Consider the following 23758-nt stretch of genomic DNA (forward strand, 5'->3'; position numbering starts at 1 on the left):
TTCGCACGGCGTTCGCCTTGCGGCACGACGACACTCGATATTACTTGTTCCATCCCTAGCGGCCAGACCTTATCTTTCATTCTCCGGCTCACTGATTTCAAGCGGGGACTCATCGGTTCCAGCGACTTCGATTTTGGCTTTTAGCGAAAAGACTACAGCGACATGGGTGGCGTCTGAATCGCCGAAGCGTTGCCTGGAGGCCAGGGCAGCCCACAGGGATGTTACCTCGCGCCCGACCCGAAAGCCGGAAGGCATAAGCTGAGGGAACCGCGCAGCGGCGATTCTGCCGCCAGAGCGCGGGAGTGCAGGGGGCGGCGGCGATTGGCCGCCCCTTGCGCGCTCCTTGCGCCATTCAGATTAAATGGCATGAAATGAATAAGGAGCGCAATCGGTTGGATAGCGGAACGGAATCTTGCACCGGACTGCGCTACCTGCTCCTAACCCTGTCGTGGCGCGCCGATTAACCATTCACCCACGCCAGCGTAAACCCATCCCAGCCCTTAATCCCGACCGTTTGTAGCGCCGTCACCGTCAGGCGCGGATCGTTACGCATCATCTCGATAAACCGCCGAACGCCCTGCACCCGTTCATCGGTGCTGTGAGGGTTGGTGACTTCACCGTCGCGTACCACGTTATCACCGATAATCAACGTGCCGGGGCGGGCGTATTTCAGCGCCCACTGGAGGTAATAGGGATTGTTAGGCTTATCGGCATCAATAAAGATGAGGTCGAAAGGAGCGTCGGACTCAAGTTTGGCCAGTGAATCGAGCGCCGAGCCCTCGTGCAGCGTTACGCGCTCGGCAAGACCGGCGAGCTGAATATTTTCCCGCGCCACCTGGGCGTGTCGTGGATCGGCCTCTAGCGTCACTAGCCGTCCGTGCTCCGGCAGCTCGCGCGCCATCCAGATGGTGCTATAAGCACCGAGGGTGCCGATTTCGAGAATGGATTTTGCTCCCACCATCCGCACAAACAGCGCCAACAGTTGCCCCTGATTGGCGGCAACGTCGTGCGCTGGCAGGCCCGCGCGGTGGTTGTTTTCCAGCACCTGAGACAAGACTTCGTCATCAGGAATTAAATTGTCTATCAGATAGTTATCTACTTCAGACCACTGTTTCTGCATTGTGACACCCTAATGGATTTGTCAGCCTGACAGCGAAGACCAGCCGCCTCCTAGCGCCCGGTAAAGATCTATCTGCGCCAGCAGCAGGTTGTTTTTGACCTGTACGACGCTAATTTGCGTGGAGAACAAGGTGCGCTGGGCGTCCAGCACATCGAGATAAGAGGAGTAGCCGTTGCGATAGCGGTTCTGCGCGATACGCAGCGTTTCCTGCGCTACGTCTTCTTGCCCCTGCAGCTCGGCGAGCTGCTCCGCGTAACGGCTGATGGCATCAAGGCTATCGTTCACCTCTTTAAAGGCGCTGCGGACCGTTTTTTCATAGACATACAGCGCCTGGTTACGCTGCGCCATGGAGACATCAACCTGCGCATTCAGCGCCTGGCGGTTCAGTAAGGGGGCGAGAATACTGCCGCCGAGGCTCCATAAGCGTAGCGGATTATCCAGTAGGTCCGGCAGCGTTCGATCCTGATAGCTGCCGGTGGCGGTGAGGTTAATTGACGGCAGCAGTTTCGCCTGCGAGGAGGCAAGCGTGGCATCGGCGGCAACTAACTGGCGCTGCGCCTGCACAATATCCGGGCGGCGGTTCAGCAGCGTCGACGGTAGCTGCGATGGCAGCGCCAGCGGCGTTAATTGGTCAAACTCATTGCGCTTAATCGAACCGGGATTGGCGCCTAACAGCACGCTCAATGCGTTTTCCTGCTGCGCTATCTGATGCCGCAGCAGCGGCACCTGCGCGCGTGTTGAGCGCAATTCGGAGTCGGCCTGCATTAGCTCCAGGCGTGAAGTATAGCCGGTTTCAAACTGCCGTTTTGCCAGGTTGTAGGCGTCTTCACGGGACTTCAGCGTCTGCTCGGTGACGTGAAGCTGTTGATCCAGCGACAACAGGGTGATGTAACCGACCGAAACCGAAGTGGCAACCGTCAGATTGGCGGCGGCGGCGGCGGCTTTTTGCGCCTCGAGGCTGGCCTGTGCGGCATCCGCGGCACTGCGATTTGCGCCCCAGAGATCAACATCGTAGCTGGCGGTCAGACTGCCTTTATACACGGTGCTGTGAATGGGCTGCCCGGTCGCAGCCGACTGGGCACGCGCACGGCTACCGGATAACCCGGCATCCAGCGTCGGGAACAGACTACCGTCGGCGGCGTACACCCGCGCCTGATACTCGTTGACCCGTTCGCGGGCGATCAGTACGTCGCTGTTATGTCGCAGCGCCTGGTCGACGTATTGATTGAGCGCGCTATCGTGAAAATTACGCCACCATACGCCTTCAACGGCGCTGGTAGGGCCCACATCGGCACGCCAGGCAGCGGGGATCGCAAGCGTCGGATCGGCGCGCGGGATATCTGCCGACTGGCAGCCGACCAGTGCAAGAGTCAGCGCGAGAGCCACAGGGCGGATCATTTCTTCGCCTCCGTGCGGGTATCAATGGTCACCTGCACCGACATCCCAGGGCGTAGCCGCTGGCTATTCTGCTGGCCTTCATCGACGGCAATACGCACCGGAATACGCTGGGCAATCTTCACAAAGTTACCGGTGGCATTATCCGGCGAAATAGCGCTGAATTCGACGCCGGTCGCCGGTGAAATACTCTGCACGGTGCCATGGAATTTTTCGCTGTTGAGCGCATCAACGCTAAAGGTCACCGGCTGCCCAACCCGCACGGTGGCGAGCTGGGTCTCTTTTAAGTTCGCGATAACCCAGTGCTGCGGTGGAACCAGCGGGGCGAGGTGCGTTCCGGCGGTGACGTAGGCACCAAGACGCACGGCGATTTGACCAAGCTGGCCATCGGTGGGGGCGATGATTCGGGTGTTTTGCAGGTCGATTTCCGCCAGCTCCAGCGCCGCTTTGGCATTGGCAACGTCCGCCTGAAGCGCATCACGATTGACGATAGTGGATTGCAGATCCTGGCGCGACATCTCAAGCGTTGCTTTCGCCTGCTCGATATCGGCATTCCCCTGGGCTGCGCTGGCGCGGGCAGAGTCCCGCTCACGAATCGACAGCGAACCGTCGGCAGTCAGGTCCTGAACGCGTTTTAAATCTGCCTGGGTTTTCAGATTTTGAGCGCGGGCATTTTGCAGCGCGGCATCGTTACGGGCAATGACCGCCTCGGCGCTTTTACGCTGCTGGAGGTTATTTTTCAACGCGGCTTCTTTCATCGCGAGCTGCGCTTGCGCCTGGTGGACCCGCTGTTTATAGATACGGTCATCAATCTGGAAAAGTAGTTGGCCTTGTTTAACCTGGTTAAAGTCCTGCACGTTTACCCCGGTGACGTAGCCGCTTACCTGCGGGCTGATGAAGGTGGTTTGCCCACGGACATAGGCGTTGTCGGTAAACTGGCTGTGGCGGGTAAACGGGGGCAACTGCCAGGCGTACAGAATGACCAGTACGCCGACGAGGCCGATGGCCGCTGCGGTAAAGATCGAAACCACGCGGATATTATTGCGGGTGTTGGCCTGTTGCTTGGCCGCATCCTGCTGACTCATAACGACTCCAGATCTCTCTTGTTGTTATTTGCTACCCGTTGCGCGTTTGAGCGCAACATGAGCGGTAATTCGCAATCTTAATAATCGCCAGAATACCCATAGCAGCGTAGCAGCGGAGATAGCCGCAGTGAGCAGATAGGTGTCATTGTAGGCGAGAATATTGGCCTCAAGCGTTGAGGCGGTTTGTAGCAGGGTGTTGGCCTGCACGTTCAGCAGCGCACTGTCGCCAATCTGACTTTGGTACTGCTGAACATATTGTTGCAGGCGGTCGTTTATCAGCGGGTTTAGCGTTGTGATCTGATCGGCCAACTGGCTGGAGTGAAATTTCTCCCGCCAGGTCTGGAAAGTGCCGAGAATGGCGGAACCGAGCAGGCCGCCAATATTCTGACTCATGCCAAACAGCACCGAGAAGCTGACTAAGTTGCGCTGGTCGGCAATAACGCCGCCGATACCGGCCAGCATCGCCGGTGCCAGGAAGAAGGCACTGCCGAAACCGAGCAGGAACTGGCTCAGCATTAGCTGATCTGGACGGGTTAAACTGGTGGACTGGCTGTCGAGCAGTGAGGCAATCATAATCAGCGCCAGCGCGGTGGCGGTGGGCCAGTAGAGGCGCGCTGGATTGAGCGTCAGGCAACTGGCGATAATTCCGCAGAGGATGCCGGCAAAAATAGACCACGCCAGCGACGTCATCTGTTCGTTCTGTAGCCCGACGTACTGTAACCAGCCAATAACGCCGGTATTCTGCTCTGCCAGTACGATACGGATCAGCACCATGATTAAGCCCAGCCGCAGAATACTGCCGCTGGAGAGCCAGCGCGTATTGAGCAGCGGATTCGTGCGGTTATGTTCAAAAATGATGGCGCTGATGACCAGAACTACCGCCGCGGCAAGCGACCAGCCAATCCACTGGGCCTCAAACCACCAGTCCAGACGGCCGAGGGACAGCACCGCGCAGATAAGACCCATCCCGGGCGCGAGTAGGATAAAGGTAATAAAATCCTTCTTCTCAAAGACTTTTTTGCGATCGCTGGGCGGCAGTTTTAGCGCAATCACGCAGGCCAGCGATACCAGCGCGAGTCCGAGTTCGAAAAAGTAGAGCCCGCGCCACTCGTCAATTTGCAGCAGTTCGGTAGAAAACAGTCGGGCGAGGGGGATGGCCAGCGACGAACCGGTAATCCCGATGGTCAGCGCCTTGAGACGATGCTTCGCTGGCCACGCCTGCACCTGGTAGTAAATCCCTAACGAACTGAGCGCCGCCGCCACCATGCCGTGCGCGGCGCGCACCATCAGCGCGGAATTGAGATCGTTGACGAACAGGTGGAAAAAGGTCACCAGTACATACAGCACCAGAAAACCTTCGGTAAACGCCCGCAGCCCAAACTGCTGACGGAATTTCACCAGTAGCAGGTTGATGGAAACGTTGGTCATCACGTAAACCGCAGGCAGCCACGCGATCTCCGTCGACCAGGCGGCGAATGAACCCTGCAGGTTTTGCAGGTTGGCGGTGACCACCGCATTACCTAACGCGCCAGTCAGGCACACCAGCAGCCCAACGATGCCATAGGCTACGCGTTTAGCCGGGTGATGAATGGGCGTTGAAGGGGAACCGAGAATGGCCGGTTTTTCGTGAGGCGCCCAGTCGTGTGGGGCGTAGGGATCGCGACGCGGTGGCGACATTATTTCTTCTCCACTTCACGCAGCAGTTTTAACAGTACCTCGTAGGTTTTTTCCTGCTCTTCAGGGGTGATAACGGTGAGGATCTCTTCGCGAAGTTCATCGGCAACCGCTTTGACCTGATGAAACAGCTCGCGGCCTTTTTCCGTTGCCACCAGCAGGCGCTTGCGTTTGTCGCGCTCGGTGATCACCCGTTCAACCAGCCCTAAATCCACCAGTTTATTAATCAATGGCACCACGGTCGCGCTCTCAACGCCCAGCTCTTGCGCTAACTCGGTTTGCGAAAGCGGCTGCTCATTTCTGGCTATCGCAGCGACGGCCACCCAGGTGGCCTGGCTCATGCCAAGATCTTTTAGCCGTCGATTGACGGCCAGCCGCCAGTGGTGAGCGGTGAGATAGAGGAGATGGGAGAAATTAAGCTGTCGGTTATCCATGGCGAATCATTCATAATCATTAGAGCTCTAATGAGTTTACGTTCGGCGGAAACCATAATTCAAGTGAATATGAAAAATAAGTCTTATCTGAGAGGCGCGGTTGAGGTTAGGGTTTGCCCGGCTTCAGGCGGCGAAGCCGGGCGATGTCGTTAGATTTGGCTGGTTTGCGCATTGACCACGGCGGACTGGCGCTTGCTGCGGCTGGCAAAGAAAATGGCCGTCAGCGAGATAGCCACGGTGGCGCCCAGATACCAGGCGACGGGCACCCAGTCACCGTCATATTTAGCCAATAGGCCGGTAGCGATAAGCGGGGCGGTACCGCCTGCCAGCGCTGCACCAATTTGGTAGCCCAAAGTGATACCGGTATAGCGGACGTTAGCGTTGAAAATTTCTGAACACAGCGTCCCCAGCACGGCGGTAATCGGGGCCCACAGAATGCCGAACATTACCACCGTTGCCAGCATGATCGCCCAGGTGGTTCCGGTATCCAGCAGCATAAACCACGGCACGATAAACAGCCCCAGCAGCGTGACGCTCAGTGCATACATACGCTGGCGACCAATTTTATCGGATAACAGCCCCATTAATGGGATCATTACGGTAGCAACCAACGCCCCAAGGGTGACAGCTTCCAGCACCTGGGATTTTTGATAAGTTAACGTGGTGGTGGCGTAGCTGACCACAAAGGTCGAGAAAATATAAAACGGTGCGGTTTCCACCACTTTTAAACCGGCGGCAATAATCACTTCACGCCAGTGGTGCTTGAGCGTTTCACGCAGCGGTGCTTTGGCCACCTGACCGGACTCTTTCACTTTCTTGAAGTCTGGCGTTTCATCAATATCTTTACGGATCCACAGGCCAACCAGCACCAGTGCGGCGCTCATCAGGAACGGAATGCGCCAGCCCCAGGAAAGGAACTGCTCTTCGCTAAACAACGTCATCAGCGACACAATAAAGGTCGCCATCAGCATACCGATAGTGACGCCCGCCTGCGGAATACTGCCAAAGAAACCTTTGCGTTTTTCCGGTGCATATTCATAGGCCAACAGCAGCGCGCCGCCCCATTCACCACCAATACCAATTCCCTGAATAATACGCATTAAAATCAGCAGGATTGGCGCCCAAATACCAATTTGATCATAGGTTGGCAGCAGGCCAATCATCACGGTAGCCGTCCCCATCAGCGAGAGGGTCAGGACTAAGGTTTTTTTGCGGCCAATGCGGTCACCAATGTGGGCGAAAATTACGCCGCCAATGGGACGAATAAAGAAAGTCAGCGAGAAAGAGAGATAGGAGAGAATCAGGCCGATAACCGGGTCAACCATTGGGAAAAAGATTTTGTTGAACACCAATGCGGCAGCCGTGCCGTAGAGAAAATAGTCAAACCATTCAATGGAACTGCCCGTCAGGCTCGCAATCAGGACCCTTTTGTTCTTTTTCAGGATCGTGGTGCTGCTTTCTTGTATTGTCATGAAGAATAACTCCCGCCACATTGGGTTAAAATCAGGTGGCACCTTTGGGGTGAAAAGGTACAACCTGAATTGTGAAAAAGGTTGCTTGAATGTTAAGCAACTTAGATATGCGCGTTATCTTTGGCAAGCGTGGCGTTGAAATTTGTGAGCCAAAATGAGTCTCATTTTTGTTTCAAGAAACTAAAATCATGCTTTATGTTGGCACTTAATTCTGATTATCAATCATTTTATAGGGTAATATTCAGGTGCAACCGCCTTGTTTTTAGACGTTTCTGGTTATTTCAGGATTGTTACAAATTGATCGGGCTTGGGGGATAATCGTCCCATGTTGGTTTTGTTAAAGGAGCACAGAGCACCATGAGCTTGTTATGTTTACCCGAAGCGACGCTGGCGGCAGCCAACCGGCTGGGGCGCTGGTTGGCGCAGGGTGATATGGCCGGGGAGCCAGCCGTTGCCAACGCACCGCTGGTCGTTCTGGCGGGTAACGCCGTCATGCCAACCGTGGATGCCGCCTGTCGGCTGGCTAAGTTAAGCGGTGGGACGCTATTGATCTGCGGCGGCGTAGGGCACTCAACTTCGTTCCTTTATCAGACGATAGCGCAACACCCGCGCTACCGGGCGATCGCGATTCTTGACCAGCCGGAAGCAGCGCTGCTGGCGGAGATTGCGCATCGTTTCTGGCAGATCCCCAGGGAACGTATCGTGATAGAAGATCAATCCACCAACTGCGGTGAGAACGCATGGTTTACGCGTCGGGTGATGGAACGGCTCGGCATTGAGGTGCCGGTTGCCACGTTGGTTCAGGATCCCACCATGCAGCGGCGTACCATGGCGACATTTTCCCGGGCCTGGCAAGATGTGACGGTGTCACCGAAATGGGTGAGCTATCCCGGCTATATCCCGCTCCTGCAAAATACGTCTGATGGCGTGGCCTGGCAGCAGCCTGCTGAGGGGCTGTGGTCGGTTGGCCGTTATCTGTCGCTTATTCTCGGCGAGCTGCCGCGTTTACGCGACGACGCGCAGGGCTACGGCCCGCGGGGCAAAGATTTTATCGTTCACGTTGAGATCCCCGATGAGATTGAAGAGGCCTGGCAACAGCTTGCCGCAGAACCTCAACTGCGACAGGAACGGGCGGATCGTCATCTCGCTTAACAACGCGCAGCGGGTCAGCTCCGGCGGCTCGCTGCTAGCGAAAGCTCCACTGCATGCTGACGACAAATATTGACGGCAAAATGATGCCGCTCTCAATGCCAAAATAGTCGGTAAAGTTGTATTGCAGGCCGTGATAAATGTAGGGCGAGAAACCGATGCCGGTGATTTTCTTCGCTGTCCGGTAGGCACCGTCATCGCCACAGTGACTGAAGGCGTCAAAGAAAAACTCGCCGGTGTAGGCGTAAATTCCCTTAAAGGTCCATCCCGTTTGGCTGTTTAGCCAATCCCGCCGCACGCCCAGCGTCAGGCAGCGGTCAGCAAAACTGTTCTTCATCGTGCCGACGAGCAGGCTGTACTTTGAATCGGCCGACAGCTTGCGCTCGGCTGAGAAAAAATCGTTATTGAATTTTTCATTATATTGACCGTGATTACCGGTCATATGATAGACAAACGAACCCGTATTGATGGAATACAGATTAATTTCCCCCGCTTTGCAGGGCGCAGCCAGCGCGGCGGCGGACGCAAATACTGATGAAACGAGGGTTCTGCGCATGATTACACTCAGTCAGGCCAAAAATTAAAAATAATGGGCTGCATCATACGGTTTTGGCGGTAAACAAAGGCTCAACCGGAATCGGGCATGGTGAGAGAACCCGGGGTTTTGTTTATGAGTTGCCTCACAGAAACGGACTGATTCGGTAGGAAAAGTTGCCGAAATGTATATGTATTTAACAATATTTTCACTTGTTAAAACAGCATACAGACAGGAGCAGGTCATGACGGCAACCGTGCAACATCCGATGTATATTGATGGTCAATTCGTAATCTGGCAGGGGAATAACTGGATTGATGTGGTTAATCCGGCGACGGAGGAGCGTCTTTCCCGTATTCCTGATGGTGACGCTGAACACGCCAGGTTAGCCATTGATGCCGCCGAGCGCGCCCAGCCGGCGTGGGAGGCACTGCCGGCTATTGAACGTGCCGGATGGCTGCGTAAGATTGCTGCCGGGATCCGCGCGCGCGCGCCGGAAATTGCGCAGATGATAGTGTCCGAAGGCGGCAAAATACAGCAGTTAGCGGAAGTAGAGGTGGGCTTCACCGCAGACTATATTGAGTATATGGCTGAATGGGCTCGTCGCTATGAAGGTGAAATTCTGCAAAGCGACCGCCCGGGCGAGAATATCTTTGTCTTCAAACGCGCGCTGGGGGTCACGACCGGCATTCTGCCGTGGAACTTCCCGTTCTTTCTTATCGCTCGCAAGCTTGCGCCCGCGCTGATCACGGGCAACACCATCGTCATTAAACCCAGCGAATTCACCCCTAATAACGCCGTCGCTTTTGCCGAAATTGTTCACGACATTGGTCTGCCCAAAGGGGTCTTCAACCTGGTCTTGGGCCGTGGTGAAACCGTGGGTCAGGAGCTGGCCGGCAACCCGAAAGTCGCGATGGTGAGCATGACCGGAAGCGTAGCGGCCGGTGAGAAAATTATGGCGGCGGCGGCGAAAAACATCACCAAAGTGTGCCTGGAACTGGGCGGCAAAGCCCCAGCCATTGTGCTCGACGACGCCGATTTGGAACTGGCGGTGAAGGCGGTGGTCGATTCACGCGTTATCAATACCGGGCAGGTTTGTAACTGCGCAGAACGACTGTATGTGCAAAAAGGTATCTACGATCGCTTCGTTAATAAGCTGGGTGAAGCGATGAAGGCGGTGGCGTTTGGCGATCCTTCACAGCGGAATGATATTGCAATGGGGCCACTGATTAACGCTGCCGCGCTTGAGCGCGTTGAGCAAAAGGTCGCTAAGGCTGTCTCTCAGGGAGCGCGCGTGGCGCTGGGGGGAAAAGCGGTGGACGGTGCCGGCTATTTCTATCCACCAACGCTGCTGCTGGATGTGCGTCAGGATATGAGCATTATGCATGAAGAGACCTTTGGCCCGGTGCTGCCGGTGGTGGTGTTTGATACGCTCGATGACGCCCTGAAAATGGCCAACGACAGTGAATACGGCCTGACGTCTTCCATTTATACCCGTGACCTTAACCTGGCCATGAAGGCCGTACGTGGACTGAAGTTTGGCGAAACGTATATTAATCGCGAACACTTTGAAGCGATGCAGGGCTTCCATGCGGGCTGGCGTAAATCCGGGATTGGCGGGGCTGACGGCAAGCACGGACTGAACGAATACCTGCAAACTCAGATGGTCTATTTACAGACTCAAGGCTAAGCCGCGGGATGGCCGGAACATCCGGCCATCCTCTCTAGTTACGCTCGGCTGCCGGGCTTTCGCTGAGCGCTTTTTCATGATCCAGCAGCCAGGCTTTACGCGCCACGCCGCCGCCGTAGCCAGTCATGCTGCCATCTTTGCCGATCACCCGATGACAGGGGATCACGATCGCAATCCGATTGGCTCCGTTTGCCGCCGCCACGGCGCGGGAGGCGGTTGGCTTATTAAGGCTTTCCGCCAGCGCCTGATAATGGGTGGTGTGGCCGCAGGGAAGTAGCCCCAACGCCTGCCAGACGCGACGCTGAAAATCGCTGCCGGGCGTATCCAACGACAGCGTAAACTCACGACGCTGACCGGCAAAATATTCACCGATTTCTCGTTCCGCCTGATGGGTGTGATTATTGCTGCCGGCAATAATCCGTGCGCGTAATAAGCGCTGTAGATCGCGAAATTCGGTCTCCAGCATGCGCCTATCGACAAATTCCAGCAGGCACACGCCGCGCTCGGTGGCGCAAACGAACATCGGGCCCAGCGGCGTGGTAAAACGGTGAATTAAGATGGTCTGCTGATGCGCGACTGGCGACTGGCCCGTCAGCTTTTTACAGGTATAGCCAAAACCGCTTAACGATTCATAGCCGTTATCAAAGGCAACGTCGGTGGCATTGCGTCCGGCCTTGAGCTCCTGTAGCGCCACGTTGACTCGCTGCATGCGTTGAAAGGCTTGAAAGGTCATGCCGTGATGCTGCAAAAACCAGCGCCGCACGCGCTCCGGACTGATGCCGTTTTCGCGCAGTTGACTGTCTCCGACGCGCGCTTTCGGCGTGAGTCGCACCAGAGCCAGCGCCTGTTCAATGTAATCCGGTGCGGAACAGGCATTCTCGGTGGGCCGGCAGACTTTGCACGGGCGAAAGCCCGCATCCAGCGCAGATTTAAAACGATCAAAAAATTCGACGTTCTCACGCTTGGGTTTGCGCGCCCGACAAATTGACAGGCAAAACACGCCGGTGGTTTTAACGCCGACATAGAAAACCCCGGTGTATTCTGCGGCGCGTTCAAGCAGCGCCTGGTACCAGATATCACACTGCGCGCTATCGCTGATTTTCATCGGCAAAAACTCCTGCGAAAGATTGCTGTTGGCGAACGGTTAACAGTCGCGAATTTAAGCCGTTTTGTAGCACGGAATGTAGCGCATTACCCATGGAAATGCGTCGAACACCGAGTTGACCCAAAATGGTGAAATCGGGCAGACCTGCCATCGCCATCACGTTTAGCGGCAACGCGGTGTGGTTGACGATCGCCGCAATGTCCTCAGGCGATATGACGCAGGGAACAAAAAGACCGTCCGCGCCTTGCGTGGCGTAGCGTTGCGCACGGAGTAGGGTTTCCTCACGAGCGTTAGGCACATTCATTAAGAACGGATCGGTGCGCACATTCAGAAACAGCGCACAGGGAAAGGCGGCTAGCGTCTCGCGAATGGCTTGCAGCCGCTGAGCAAACCGTTGGCTATCTTCGAGCACGCGAACGCCATTGATGATTCGGCTGTCCTCAAGGTTAACGCCGGCAATACCCATGGACGCCAGCCGCCGCATATTTTCGGCGATCCCCGCGGTCGTATCGGCATAGCCAGACTCCATATCCACGCTAAGCGGTAAGGATGTTACCGCGCGGATGCGGCTCACCACGTAGTACAGCTCATCAAAAGAGAGGCTCTCACCATCCTCGTACCCCAACATACTGGCGATGGCTGCGCTTGATGTTCCAAGCGCCTGATAGCCAGCTTGCTCAGCGGCGCGAGCGCTGCTGGCGTCCCAGACGTTGGCTAACAGTAAAGGGAAGGGTTGGAAATGCAGTGCGGTAAAGTCCATAACGATCTCCGGTTGTGTGTGCCAGCGGAGTGTGCCGTGGCGGCAAGCAGGCTCACAACCGAAAATTGGACGACCATTTTTTGCGAAAAGCGGGGGAGCAAACTCCCCCGCGCCGCTGCTACATTTTGGCGTATTTCTCAAGGACACGAATCAGTTGGGTCACAAAGCCGTATTCGTTATCGTACCAGGAGACGGTTTTCACCAACTGTAATCCGCCAGCTTCGCTGACTTCCGTTTGGGTGGCGTCAAACAGTGAACCGAAGTGGCTGCCGATAATATCGGAGGAGACAATCTCATCGTCGGTGTAGCCAAAGGATTCGTTATTGTGGGCGGCATTTTTCATCACCTGGTTGACTTCATCGGCGGTGACTTTTTTGCTCAGAATGGAAACCAGTTCAGTGACCGAGCCGGTTTTGGTAGGGACGCGCTGGGCGTGACCTTTCAGCTTCCCGCTGAGCGCTGGGATCACCAGACCAATGGCTTTCGCCGCACCGGTGGTGTGTGGAATGATATTCTCTGCTGCGGCGCGTGAGGCGCGCAGGTCTTTGCCACGCGGGCCATCTACCAGCGATTGCGTGCCGGTATAAGCGTGGATGGTGGTCATCGTTCCCAGTTGGATCCCGAAGGCGTCGTTGAGGGCTTTCGCCATCGGTGCCAGGCAGTTGGTGGTGCAGGAAGCGACGGAGATAATCTTATCGCTGGCGTTGAGCGTATCGTCGTTGACGTTAAACACCAGCGTTTTCATGTCGCCGGCCGGGGCCGAAATCAGCACTTTTTTCGCCCCGGCGTCGAGGTGAGCCTGCGATTTCTCGGTCGAGGTGTAAAAACCGGTGCACTCAACGATGATTTCGGCACCTTGCGCCGTCCACGGAATGTTCTTCGCCTCTTTTTCGGCATACACGTTAATGGTTTTGCCGTTCACAATCAGCGCATCATCGGTAAAGTCCACGCTCCAGGGGAACGGGCCGTAGTTAGAGTCATACTTCAATAAATAGGCCAAAACTTTTGGCGAGGTCAGATCGTTAATCGCGACCACTTCGTGACTGCTGGACACTTCCAGTAAACGGCGCAGAACCAGACGGCCGATACGTCCAAACCCGTTAATGCCAATCTTACTCATGGTGTACTCCTGTCAGTGATGGGGCCAGCCCCATACGCGTACTTAAAAAACGTCTGATTAATAAATATGGATTATGTATTTCACCTGTCCAGGCTTAGTTCAGCTCGCCGGGAAGGGCAATGCTATTTTGCAAAAGTGTTATTTGTATCGATATGAAAAAGTTAATGAATTTTTAATGAAAGGCGGTTACTTTGCTCTTTTATGTGACTTTCCGGGGGCGTTTCCGCGATGAACGATAAATATTCCCGCTTACAGATAGCGATTCACTGGTTGGTATTCCTGCTGGTGGTGGTGGCCTACGCGGCAATGGAGTTGCGCGGCTTTTTCCCGCGTAGCGACCGGCCGATGATCAATATGGTGCACGTATCCTGCGGGATGAGCATTCTGGTGCTGATGGTGGCGCGCCTGCTGGTACGCTTAAAGCGCCCGGCACCGCCGATTATCCCGAAACCTAAGCCGATGATGACCGGGATGGCTCACCTGGGACATCTGTGTATCTACCTGCTGTTTATCGCCTTACCGCTGATTGGCCTGGTGATGATGTATAACCGGGGTAATCCGTGGATGGCATTTGGCCTGGTGATGCCGCACGCCGCAGAAGGGAATTTCGACCTTGTTGATACGCTCAAGCAATACCACATTTTGCTGGCTAATATCGGCTATTGGTTGATTGGCCTGCACGCGCTGGCCGCGCTGGCGCACCACTATTGGTGGAAGGACAATACGCTGCTGCGGATGATGCCGCGCAAGCGCTAACAAGGCTTTTAACTCCCTGGTCTCTGCGTTACCATACGTCATCTATTTTTGTTATGTATGTGTGAAGGAGAACAGGGTGTTCGCAGATTTTGGCGTGCTGAATTATTGGACCTATTTACTCGGTGCCATTTTTATCATTCTGGTGCCTGGGCCAAATACCTTCTTCGTCCTGAAAACCGGCGTTTCGCACGGTATTCGCAAAGGCTACACGGCGGCGCTCGCGGTATTTATCGGTGATGCGGTCCTGATGTCTCTCTCTTTTGCCGGCGTGGCGACGCTCATTAAAACCACGCCGCTGCTGTTTAACATCGTGCGCTATCTAGGGGCTATCTATCTGCTCTATCTCGGCGGCAAGATGCTCTACAGCACGTTAAAACGTAAAGCCGCGGGCCAGGAAGAGGAACCTGAACCTGGGCATGCCATTTTTAAACGTGCGCTGACGCTGAGCCTGACCAATCCGAAAGCGATTCTGTTTTATGTCTCATTCTTCGTGCAGTTTATTGACGTGCACGCGACAACGCCGGGGCTGGCGTTCTTTATTCTGGCGCTGACGCTGGAACTGGTGAGCTTTATCTATCTGAGCTTCCTGATTGTTTCCGGCTCACTGGTGACGCGCTACGTGAAAACGCGTAAAAAACTGGCCAAGATTGGCAACAGCCTGATTGGGCTGGTGTTTGTTGGTTTTGCTGCTCGCCTGGCAACCCTGCAGTCGTAATGTCTAAGGCCGGTTAAGCGCTGTACTTAACCGGCTTATTTCCCTTTCTCTGCTGAACCCGCTACGTCCACGCTATCCTCACTCCAATTCATAATCTATAAATTTCGCTAACCATATAAATATTAAGAATATTTATAAACTCCTAAAAAACTCGTCAGGCCACGCGATGCCATGCCTGAGAGGGCGCTGTGGTGCTATGGTCCGTGTTTTCTCATACAGGGATTAGGCAATGAAAAAAATCGCAGTGGTTGTAATAGGAGCACTGGTACTTTCCGGCTGTGCGCAACGAGTGGCAGATCTCACGGTCGCCAGTACCAAAAACTACAACCTGAATGGCGATAAATTCGTCAAAGGAGCGAGAGTCAAAGGGGAAGACAGTAAACCGGTGATTCTTGTCCCGCTGGGGATGCCGAATGTGAAAGAGGCGGCAGACTTAGCGATTGAACAAAATAAGTGCGCTGTCGCTTTAGCCGATGTGGTCGTTACCCAGTATAACCACTCATTTTTCGTCGGTAAGGTGGGGGTGATTGTTGAAGGCGACCTTATCCTCGACCAAACCCTGCCAGGCTGCGCAAGCGCCAAGTAATGCGTTATCTGAGCTAAAACCTCGCCGGCGCGGGGTTTTTTTATACCCAAAATGACCGTAACCCCCCCCGACGCAGCGAAGTGACTCTATCGCTGATTGTGCGGTATTGATAACAGTCATTTTACAATGAATAGAAATCTATATAGTATACCCCCCTATATTATCTGGAGGGCGTATGCCACATTCACCTGAAGACAAAAAACGCGCATTAACCCGCGTTCGTCGCATCAAAGGGCAGGTAGAAGCGCTGGAACGCGCGCTCGAGTCAGGTGAATCCTGCCTGACTATCCTGCAACAAATCGCCTCTATTCGCGGAGCATCCAACGGCCTGATGGGCGAAATGGTTGAGATGCATCTCAAAGACGAGTTGGTGAGCGGAGAAACAACGCCGGATCAGCGCGCTTTGCGCATGACGGAAGTCGGTCATCTGCTACGATCCTATTTAAAATAATTATCACAACGGAAGAGACAGCTATGAAATCACGTGCTGCAGTTGCGTTTGGCCCAGGTCAGCCGCTGAAAATTGTTGAAATTGACGTCGCGCCGCCGAAGAAAGGCGAAGTGCTGGTCAAAATCACCCATACCGGCGTTTGCCATACCGACGCGTTCACGCTGTCTGGTGATGATCCGGAAGGTGTGTTCCCGGCGGTGCTCGGCCATGAAGGCGGCGGCGTGGTAGTGGAAGTCGGCGAGGGCGTGACCAGCCTGAAACCCGGTGACCACGTTATTCCACTGTATACCGCCGAATGCGGCGAGTGTAAGTTCTGTAAATCTGGCAAAACCAACCTTTGCCAGGCGGTACGCGCTACCCAGGGTAAAGGATTGATGCCGGATGGCACCACCCGTTTTTCTTACAACGGTGAGCCGATTTACCACTACATGGGCACCAGTACCTTCAGTGAATATACCGTGGTTGCTGAAATTTCACTGGCGAAAGTGAACCCGCAGGCACCGCTGGATAAAGTCTGCCTGCTGGGCTGTGGCGTGACCACCGGTATCGGTGCGGTTCATAACACGGCAAAAGTGAAAGAAGGCGATACTGTTGCGGTATTCGGTCTTGGCGGCATCGGTCTGGCGGTAATCCAGGGTGCGGTGCAAGCTAAAGCCGGGCGTATTCTGGCCGTCGATACCAATCCAGAGAAGTTCAAGCTGGCCGGTGAGATGGGCGCGACCGACTTTATTAATCCGAAAGATTACGATAAGCCGGTTCAGGATGTGATTGTCGAACTGACCGACGGCGGCGTTGATTTCAGCTTTGAATGCATCGGTAACGTTAACGTGATGCGTTCGGCGCTGGAGTGCTGCCATAAAGGCTGGGGCGAAAGCATCATCATCGGCGTTGCGGGGGCGGGTCAGGAAATCAAAACCCGTCCATTCCAGCTGGTGACCGGTCGCGTATGGCGTGGCTCCGCCTTTGGTGGCGTTAAAGGCCGTACTCAGTTGCCAGGCATGGTGGAAGAGGCGATGTCGGGCAAAATTCAGCTCGATCCGTTTATTACCCACCGCCTGCCGCTGGACAAGATTAACGAAGCGTTCGATCTGATGCACGAAGGCAAATCTATCCGTACCGTCATTCATTTCGGCGATAAGTAATGCCAACAACCCGCGGGAAATTTCCCGCTGGTTTTCTTATTTGTGACCCGCCCTGCGTTTTACACCTTTCCCGATAAGAAATTAGCGGCTATGGCCGATGACTCTATTACTTACCTCAAGTACAAGAGAGTCAACTCATGGATAAAAAGTCTGCGCAGAGTCGTGCGCAAAAGATCGGTTTCCTCCATCACATTCGTCTGGTTCCGTTCTTTGGTTCTGTACTGGGCGGTATCCTGCTGCTGTTTGCCTTAAGTTCGGGGCTGGCAGGCTACTTTATGTGGCAGGCCGATGCCGATCAGCGGGACGTGACTCAGGAACTTCAGGTTCGCGTTGGCCTTTCAGACAGCGCAAACTTTTTGCGCGAAGCGCGCCTGATGATGATTCATGCCGGGGCCGATAGCCGTATCGCCGAAATGGACAGCATGAAGAAAAATCTGGCGGCGGCACAGGCGGGAATTACGCGTTCGCAGGAAGGCTTCAAGCTTTACACCGACAGGCGCGTCAAAACCGAGGCGGATGTTGCACTCGAAGCGGAGATGAACCAGCGCTATAACGCTTATCTGGAAGGCATGAAGCCGATGCTCAAGTACGCGCAAAACGGCATGTTTGAGGCGATCATCAACTATGAAAGCGAGCAGGCCCGTGCGCTGGATGACGGCTATAACGCTGTTCGCCTGAAGGTTATTGATATCCGCACCGCACGCGCTAACCAGCTCAATGAACTGGCTCACAGTCGTACCACGCTGGGCGTGATGTTTATGATAGGCGCCTTTGTGCTGGCAGTGCTGATGACCATTATCACCTTCACGACGCTGCATCGCGTGGTTATCGTACCGCTGCAAAGGGCCGGTACACGCATTGCGCAGATCGCCAGCGGCGATCTGACCCTGGCCGACGAGCCGGTGGGGCGTAGCGAGATTGGTCAACTCAATGGAAACCTGCAAAAAATGCAGCATTCGCTGGTAAAAACCGTGGGTTCCGTACGTCAGGGGGCGGAGGAAATCTATCGGGGTACCAGCGAAATCTCCATGGGTAACACCGATCTCTCTTCCCGAACCGAACAGCAGGCGGCAGCCATTGAACAGACCGCCGCGAGTATGGAAGAACTTGCCGCCACGGTGAAACAGAATGCGGAGAATGCGCACCACGCCAGCAAACTGGCGGAAGATGCGTCTGGTAAAGCCTCACGCGGTGGACAACTGGTCTCCGGCGTGGTGTCGACGATGGGCAGTATCTCCACCAGTTCGAAGAAAATCTCTGAAATCACTTCAGTTATCAATAGCATTGCTTTCCAGACGAATATTCTGGCGTTGAACGCCGCAGTCGAAGCGGCGCGCGCCGGTGAGCAGGGGCGTGGGTTTGCGGTGGTGGCCAGCGAAGTGCGTACATTGGCAAGCCGTAGTGCCCAGGCGGCAAAAGAGATTGAGGGGCTGATTAGCGAATCGGTGACGCTGATTGAACGCGGCTCCGATGAAGTCGTTCGCGCCGGTTCGACGATGACCGATATCGTGGATGCGGTGAAACGGGTGACCGATATTATGCTGGAAATTGCCGCAGCGTCCGACGAGCAAAATCGCGGCATTCAACAGGTCAGCCAGGCGGTGACCGAAATGGATAATGTCACCCAGCAAAACGCCTCGTTGGTGGAAGAAGCTTCTGCGGCGGCAGCCTCGCTGGAAGAGCAGGCGGCGCGGTTGACTCAGGCCGTCGGGGCGTTTCGCATTCAGGGAGGTGAGCGGGCTGTGGCCGAACAGGTGACTGCGAAGCCGGCCTTTACGCCAAATCGCCCGGCGGTTGCGGGTGCGGATAACTGGGAAACGTTCTAAGGCAGGAAATACCCCGTAACCACGACGGTTACGGGGTAAAGGATTACTGAGAATCCGGTAATGCGTAGGCAATGATATAGTCACCGCGATCCGGCGACTGACGAGCACCACCGGCGTTAATCACGATGTACTGTTTACCGGTTTTCGGTGAAACATATGTCATTGGACCGGACTGGCTGCCCACCGGCAGACGGTCTTTCCAGATCTCTTTCCCGGTTGCGGTATCAAACGCGCGCAGATAGAAATCCTGAGTCCCCGCGAAGAACAGCAGCCCTGATTGCGTCGACAGCGACGCGCCCAGCGTTGGCATTCCGATTGGAATCGGCATATGCATGCGGATCCCCAGCGGCCCGGTGTCTTCAACGGTACCGACCGGCACCTGCCAGACAATTTTCCCGGACTTCAGGTCTACCGCCGACATCGTACCAAACGGCGGTTTCTGGCACGGAATGCCCAGCGGCGACAGGAAACGCTCGCGCATGGCGCCAAACGGCGTCCCATCCATCGGCACAATACCCATCTCAATACCGCTGGCGTTTTTAGCCACGTTGGCGCGCGGCACCATGTAGTTAGCCAGTCCCAGACGCATATCGTTGACGAACATCAGGCTGTTGTTCGGATCAACGGACACGCTGCCCCAGTTCATACCACCCAGCGAGCCAGGATACTGGAGAGAGCGGTCAACGCCCGGCGGGGTGAAGATCCCCTGATGACGCATCTCTTTAAACTGAATACGGCACAGCAGCAGATCTACCGGCGTAGCACCCCACATGTCCGACTCTTTGAGGGTTTCGTTGCCAATCATTGGCATCCCTACCGAATACGGCTGGGTGGGTGAGTAGCGTTCACCTTCAACGTTACCCGCTGGAACCGGACGCTCTTCCACTTTGGCGACCGGCTCACCGGTTTCACGGTTGAGCATAAAGATCATGCCCTGCTTACTGGTTTGTACCAGTACCGGCGTGGTGCCGCCTTTACCATTCGGCAAATCGTACAGCAACGGTTGGGAAGGAAGGTCGAAATCCCACAGGTCGTGGTGAGTGGTCTGATAATGCCAACGGACTTTACCGGTGGTGGCGTCAACCGCCACGATTGAGGAGCTGTATTTATCATCCAGCGCCGTACGTTCACCGGCCCAGAAGTCAGGGGTGGCGTTACCGGTTGGCAGATAAACGAGGTTCAGCTTGGCATCATAAGACATAGCGGACCACACGTTCGGCGTACCGCGCGTGTAGGTCTGGCCTTCCGGCGGCAGACCGGTCAGATTCGGGTTGCCAGGATCCCATGCCCAAGCCAGTTTGCCACTGCGGACATCATAGGCGCGAACGACGCCCGGAGGCTCGCCGGTAGAGAAGTTATCCGCTACGCGGCCACCGACTACGACAACATTGCCGGCAACCAGAGGGGTAGACGTTTGCTGGTAGTATCCCGGTTTGATTTCCCCCATGCCCACGCTCAAGTCAACTACACCGTGGTTGCCAAAGTCTTCGCATAGCTGGCCGTTGTCGGCGTTGATTGCGATCAGTCGGGCATCGGTGGTTGGCAGGAACAGACGGCGTGGACAGGCGGCCGGTTGAGTGGATGCCGTCGGCGCGCTCAGCGCCTGGGTATCTTCAAAATAGCCGAGACCGCGGCAGCGCTGCCAGTTTGGTGCGGTCGCTTTCGAGTCGTAGCGCCATTTCTCTTTACCGCTGTCGACATCCAGCGCCAGCACTTTACTGTACGGCGTACAGACGAAGAGGGTGTCACCCACCTGCAGCGGGGTATTCTGATCTTCCGCCCCGGAACCGTTGCTAACGGGAATATCACCGGTGTGCGCGACCCAGGCTACCTTCAGCTTATCAATGTTTTGCTTGTTGATTTGATCCAGCGCGGCGAAACGGTCACCGTGGGTGGTATTTCCCCAGTGTTCCCAGTTTTTTTGCTCTTCGCCCGCGGCGACGGGCTTCACCGGTACGGCTTCGGTGGCAGAGACCAGCGTCTGTGGCTTGAACATCCAGCCAAGGCTTGCCAGCAGTACCACGGCAAAAATGGCCGCCAGACCAAATGCCGGGCCTTTACGCACGGTAGTGCTGCTGGACATAAATGGCCATACCAACGCGCTCAACATCGCCAGGACGCCAAAGGCAAACAGGCGAGAGAACAGCGGCCAGTACCCCCAACCGGCATCCTGAATTGACCAGATAATCGCGACGATAAACGCCAGACTATACAGCACGATCCCGCCGCGCCGCTGGCGAGCGATAAGGATGGCGCTAACCACCATAACCAGCCCCATCAGGGCAAAGAACCAGCTACCGCCCACGGCGGCAAGTTTTGCCCCGAGAATCCCAATAGCCAGGCCGATGATCATCATCAGCGCGATAAGAAGCCACTGCAGGATTCGTGGGAATCCTCGCGGCACGTTGCCAGTTGCCATACTGTTCTCCTTGCAAAGGCCAGATCAGAGAGACGTGACATGAACCATGCGGAACTGTCTTGTCCTATTTTTATTACGAACGAAACTGTTTTTAGTCGCAAAACGAAGGTTTTTAGTTCATTTGCGAAACTATATGTGAACCATTTGGTTAACTTATGGCTATGATAGATCTGTTAAAATGCATTGCGCAATTGTTAAGAAATAATTTCGCATTAATTGTTTATTGGTTGCCGCGAGGTGATGGGAACGTTTTGCTCGCTTTTGGGAAACGCCAGGCAATTTTATGGGTACGACCGATGTGTCAATCCGCTATTTTGTCCAGTATTGAATTCGATTATTCGCATTAATTGTGTAGAAAAAGTATCTGTCAGATATTATTAATCCGCAGCGAAAATACGGCTTAATAAATATTCATGGAAATTATATATGGCAGGGATTGATATTATTTCGCGATGGGTATATAAAACGACCTATCGATTGACACATTCCGAAAAATATAGACACAATAAAAATCTTTGGCCCTATTTTAAAGTTGAAAGAAAACCCTCTGGCACTATTCAAAATGTTTTTTTTAAGAAAGAAAAACTGAATAATGTGGATGTCCAGCGTACAGAAAGAGCGAAGCCGCTGTTAATTTTGGCGTCTGGCCCTTCCGTGAATCACATAGCGCGTGATTTTTTTGACCACCGCTTTGACTATATGGGCGTCAATGGTGCGAGCGCGATGCCGGGTATCCCCTTCGCATGGTATACCATCATAGACAGAAGTTTTATCCTCAATCGTATTGATTTAGTTAAGAAAATCGTGTTCCGTAAAGAGCTTGTGCTTTTTTGTCCCTGCAAATGCCTTGAGGTTATCTGTTCACTGATTCCATGGCAGGACATTCGTTGTCAGTTTAAAATCATTGAGACGGTAACCAACTCTACCGTACATCAATTTTTGGGGGCAACGTATCCGGTAACGCCGGACGATCCGCATTTTTATTGGCGTAATGGTATGGGATTTTCTGATGATATAAATCGGTTTATCTTTGATTATGGCACGGTAGTCTATCCAGCCTTACAAATTGCCTGTGCATTAGGCTATAAGAATATTTATATTGCCGGCTTAGATATGAACCATTTTACCGCGCCAAGATTCTATGAATGCCAGGATGATACGTTATCCACGCGGCTGGAAAGAGACTTCAACCCGATTATTAACGCTTTTATGGCGGCTCAATCGTTTTGTATGGATAACGATACGCGGGTCATTAATCTTTCACCGGCAAGCGCGGTCTGCGCGTTTCCAAAATGCGCCTGGGAAATAGTCGAAAAGTAAGCTTTGGCACAGCCCGCGTTTCCGCGGGCGTCGTGGCTAGGCAGGCATAGACTTACGTACCGCGCTGAGCAGGATTTGGGCCCCGGCTGAGAGCGGCGTGTCGACACGGGTCAGAATACCAATGGGTTCACCCTGGCCCTGAGTGCCAATCGGCAGTGCAGTGAGAAGGCCGCGTCGTAAATCATCCTTTACCGCCCCGGACGGGACGAACCAGATGTAGTTATAGTCAACGGTCAGTTGGCGAGAGAGCGACGCTGACAGGGTTTCGATACAACCGGCCGGCATTTTACAGCCCTGACTTTGCAGCAAGGTTTCGGCGTTTTGCCGGGGAACCGTTCCTTTTGGCGACACCACCACCGGCCATTCCAGCACTCGGCTGAGGGTGATATTTTCCTGCAGTAGGGGATGATCGGGACGAACCACCAGCTTCAGAGATTCAAGGAACAACAGCTCATAATTTAGCCCGGTCATCAGTTCAGGATCGGACATGCGGCCAATACCCAGATCGATATCTCCGGACTTTAGCGCCGCCAGCAGCATGGTGTTATTCATGGTCGCGACCTGTAAGGTCACCTCTTTTTGCTGCTGATGGAACGGTCCGATTACTGCGGGTAAAACCCCGAGGGCGGCTGTCGGTAATGCACCGATGCGCACTACATCATTATTAACACCTTCTTTACGAACGAGCGCCTGCCCGGCGTTATTAAGGGCATCAAGTACCTTGACCGCGTGGGTTAAAAACTGCTCGCCAGTGAGGGTTAACTGTGCGCCCATCCGGCCGCGCTCGAACAGGCGAGAGCCGGTCAGTTGTTCCAGTTCATTGAGCGTCTTGGAGAGCGCCGGCTGGCTTAAATTAAGGGTTTCAGCCGCTCGCCCTAAAGTTCCTTGCTGAGCGACGGCTACGAATGTGTGCAGATGGCGCAGACGAATGCGCTGACTAAAGAGAGCATTTTTTTCCATAAGCGATGTTAAAAACAGAGTGGTATCAGTGACAAGTGAAGTTG

21 protein-coding genes are annotated in these 23758 nt (G+C 54.6%); 9 read left to right on the forward strand and 12 right to left on the reverse strand.

From position 1 onward, the window contains the following. Window positions 1-460 precede the first annotated feature (460 nt). The 6 genes from KCR01S_RS15215 to KCR01S_RS15240 form a co-directional block, all read right to left on the reverse strand. Window positions 461-1120: an O-methyltransferase gene (locus KCR01S_RS15215; RefSeq protein ID WP_061283550.1), complete on the reverse strand. Its 660-nt coding sequence runs from the start codon at window positions 1118-1120 to the stop codon at window positions 461-463. A gap of 21 nt (window positions 1121-1141) precedes the next feature. After that, complete coding sequence (locus tag KCR01S_RS15220; RefSeq protein ID WP_061283551.1) at window positions 1142-2518, reverse strand: efflux transporter outer membrane subunit; 1377 nt, start codon at window positions 2516-2518, stop codon at window positions 1142-1144. Further along, window positions 2515-3600, reverse strand: a complete 1086-nt coding sequence (locus tag KCR01S_RS15225) for an HlyD family secretion protein (protein WP_061283554.1) — start codon at window positions 3598-3600, stop codon at window positions 2515-2517. Before KCR01S_RS15225 ends, KCR01S_RS15220 begins: the two co-directional genes overlap by 4 nt. A 24-nt stretch (window positions 3601-3624) precedes the next feature. Beyond that, window positions 3625-5277 (reverse strand): MFS transporter, encoded by a 1653-nt coding sequence (locus tag KCR01S_RS15230; RefSeq protein WP_061283556.1) that lies wholly within the window; start codon window positions 5275-5277, stop codon window positions 3625-3627. Continuing rightward, a complete protein-coding gene (locus KCR01S_RS15235) occupies window positions 5277-5708 on the reverse strand; it encodes a MarR family winged helix-turn-helix transcriptional regulator (RefSeq protein ID WP_061283558.1) in 432 nt (143 codons plus the stop codon). Before KCR01S_RS15235 ends, KCR01S_RS15230 begins: the two co-directional genes overlap by 1 nt. A gap of 149 nt (window positions 5709-5857) precedes the next feature. Next, window positions 5858-7180, reverse strand: a complete 1323-nt coding sequence (locus tag KCR01S_RS15240; protein WP_061283676.1) for an MFS transporter — start codon at window positions 7178-7180, stop codon at window positions 5858-5860. A gap of 357 nt (window positions 7181-7537) precedes the next feature. Between KCR01S_RS15240 and KCR01S_RS15245 the strand changes: the two genes are divergently transcribed. Beyond that, window positions 7538-8332, forward strand: coding sequence for a YdcF family protein (locus KCR01S_RS15245; protein ID WP_061283560.1), 795 nt, complete (start codon window positions 7538-7540; stop codon window positions 8330-8332). 34 nt (window positions 8333-8366) lie between these two features. On the opposite strand, the gene KCR01S_RS15250 is transcribed toward KCR01S_RS15245, so the two are convergent. Continuing rightward, entirely contained in the window at window positions 8367-8885 is a 519-nt protein-coding gene (locus KCR01S_RS15250; RefSeq protein ID WP_061283563.1) for a hypothetical protein, read from the reverse strand. Between the two features lie 223 nt (window positions 8886-9108). Between KCR01S_RS15250 and aldA the strand changes: the two genes are divergently transcribed. Then, the gene (aldA, locus tag KCR01S_RS15255) at window positions 9109-10554 is read left to right on the forward strand and encodes an aldehyde dehydrogenase (RefSeq protein WP_061283565.1); all 1446 of its coding nucleotides are present in this window, start codon (window positions 9109-9111) and stop codon (window positions 10552-10554) included. A gap of 34 nt (window positions 10555-10588) precedes the next feature. On the opposite strand, the gene KCR01S_RS15260 is transcribed toward aldA, so the two are convergent. The 3 genes from KCR01S_RS15260 to gap all read right to left on the reverse strand — a co-directional run bounded on the left by KCR01S_RS15260 (window position 10589) and on the right by gap (window position 13539). After that, on the reverse strand, window positions 10589-11659 hold the full coding sequence (locus KCR01S_RS15260) for a bifunctional transcriptional activator/DNA repair enzyme AdaA (protein WP_061283567.1): 1071 nt from the start codon (window positions 11657-11659) through the stop codon (window positions 10589-10591). Beyond that, a complete protein-coding gene (locus KCR01S_RS15265) occupies window positions 11643-12419 on the reverse strand; it encodes an isocitrate lyase/PEP mutase family protein (protein ID WP_061283569.1) in 777 nt (258 codons plus the stop codon). The genes KCR01S_RS15260 and KCR01S_RS15265 overlap by 17 nt, the downstream gene beginning before the upstream one ends. 118 nt (window positions 12420-12537) lie before the next feature. Further along, window positions 12538-13539 carry a type I glyceraldehyde-3-phosphate dehydrogenase gene (gap, locus tag KCR01S_RS15270; RefSeq protein ID WP_061283572.1) on the reverse strand — a complete coding sequence of 334 codons (1002 nt, stop codon included), beginning with the start codon at window positions 13537-13539 and terminating at the stop codon, window positions 12538-12540. A gap of 228 nt (window positions 13540-13767) precedes the next feature. On the opposite strand from gap, the gene cybB reads away from it, so the two are divergent. From cybB to KCR01S_RS15300, 6 genes are all read left to right on the forward strand, one after another. After that, window positions 13768-14295 carry a cytochrome b561 gene (gene cybB, locus KCR01S_RS15275; RefSeq protein WP_061283573.1) on the forward strand — a complete coding sequence of 176 codons (528 nt, stop codon included), beginning with the start codon at window positions 13768-13770 and terminating at the stop codon, window positions 14293-14295. A 76-nt stretch (window positions 14296-14371) separates the two neighbouring features. Further along, window positions 14372-15010 carry a leucine efflux protein LeuE gene (leuE, locus tag KCR01S_RS15280; protein WP_061283575.1) on the forward strand — a complete coding sequence of 213 codons (639 nt, stop codon included), beginning with the start codon at window positions 14372-14374 and terminating at the stop codon, window positions 15008-15010. 229 nt (window positions 15011-15239) lie between these two features. Next, window positions 15240-15596, forward strand: coding sequence for a hypothetical protein (locus KCR01S_RS15285; protein WP_061283576.1), 357 nt, complete (start codon window positions 15240-15242; stop codon window positions 15594-15596). A gap of 175 nt (window positions 15597-15771) precedes the next feature. Continuing rightward, the gene (locus KCR01S_RS15290) at window positions 15772-16047 is read left to right on the forward strand and encodes a metal/formaldehyde-sensitive transcriptional repressor (protein WP_061283578.1); all 276 of its coding nucleotides are present in this window, start codon (window positions 15772-15774) and stop codon (window positions 16045-16047) included. Window positions 16048-16070: 23 nt separating this feature from the next. Next, window positions 16071-17189: an S-(hydroxymethyl)glutathione dehydrogenase/class III alcohol dehydrogenase gene (locus tag KCR01S_RS15295; RefSeq protein ID WP_061283580.1), complete on the forward strand. Its 1119-nt coding sequence runs from the start codon at window positions 16071-16073 to the stop codon at window positions 17187-17189. Window positions 17190-17326: 137 nt separating this feature from the next. After that, on the forward strand, window positions 17327-19015 hold the full coding sequence (locus tag KCR01S_RS15300) for a methyl-accepting chemotaxis protein (RefSeq protein WP_061283582.1): 1689 nt from the start codon (window positions 17327-17329) through the stop codon (window positions 19013-19015). A 43-nt stretch (window positions 19016-19058) separates the two neighbouring features. Here KCR01S_RS15300 and KCR01S_RS15305 read toward each other — a convergent pair whose 3' ends face one another. Next, window positions 19059-21434: a glucose/quinate/shikimate family membrane-bound PQQ-dependent dehydrogenase gene (locus tag KCR01S_RS15305; protein ID WP_061283584.1), complete on the reverse strand. Its 2376-nt coding sequence runs from the start codon at window positions 21432-21434 to the stop codon at window positions 19059-19061. Between the two features lie 426 nt (window positions 21435-21860). Between KCR01S_RS15305 and KCR01S_RS15310 the strand changes: the two genes are divergently transcribed. After that, entirely contained in the window at window positions 21861-22754 is an 894-nt protein-coding gene (locus tag KCR01S_RS15310) for a hypothetical protein (RefSeq protein WP_061283589.1), read from the forward strand. A 36-nt stretch (window positions 22755-22790) separates the two neighbouring features. Here KCR01S_RS15310 and KCR01S_RS15315 read toward each other — a convergent pair whose 3' ends face one another. Continuing rightward, window positions 22791-23714 carry a LysR substrate-binding domain-containing protein gene (locus KCR01S_RS15315; RefSeq protein WP_061283592.1) on the reverse strand — a complete coding sequence of 308 codons (924 nt, stop codon included), beginning with the start codon at window positions 23712-23714 and terminating at the stop codon, window positions 22791-22793. Window positions 23715-23758: the final 44 nt, after the last annotated feature.

It is taken from the genome of Kluyvera cryocrescens NBRC 102467, from assembly GCF_001571285.1.
In the GTDB taxonomy this organism is placed as follows: Bacteria; Pseudomonadota; Gammaproteobacteria; order Enterobacterales; family Enterobacteriaceae; genus Kluyvera; species Kluyvera cryocrescens.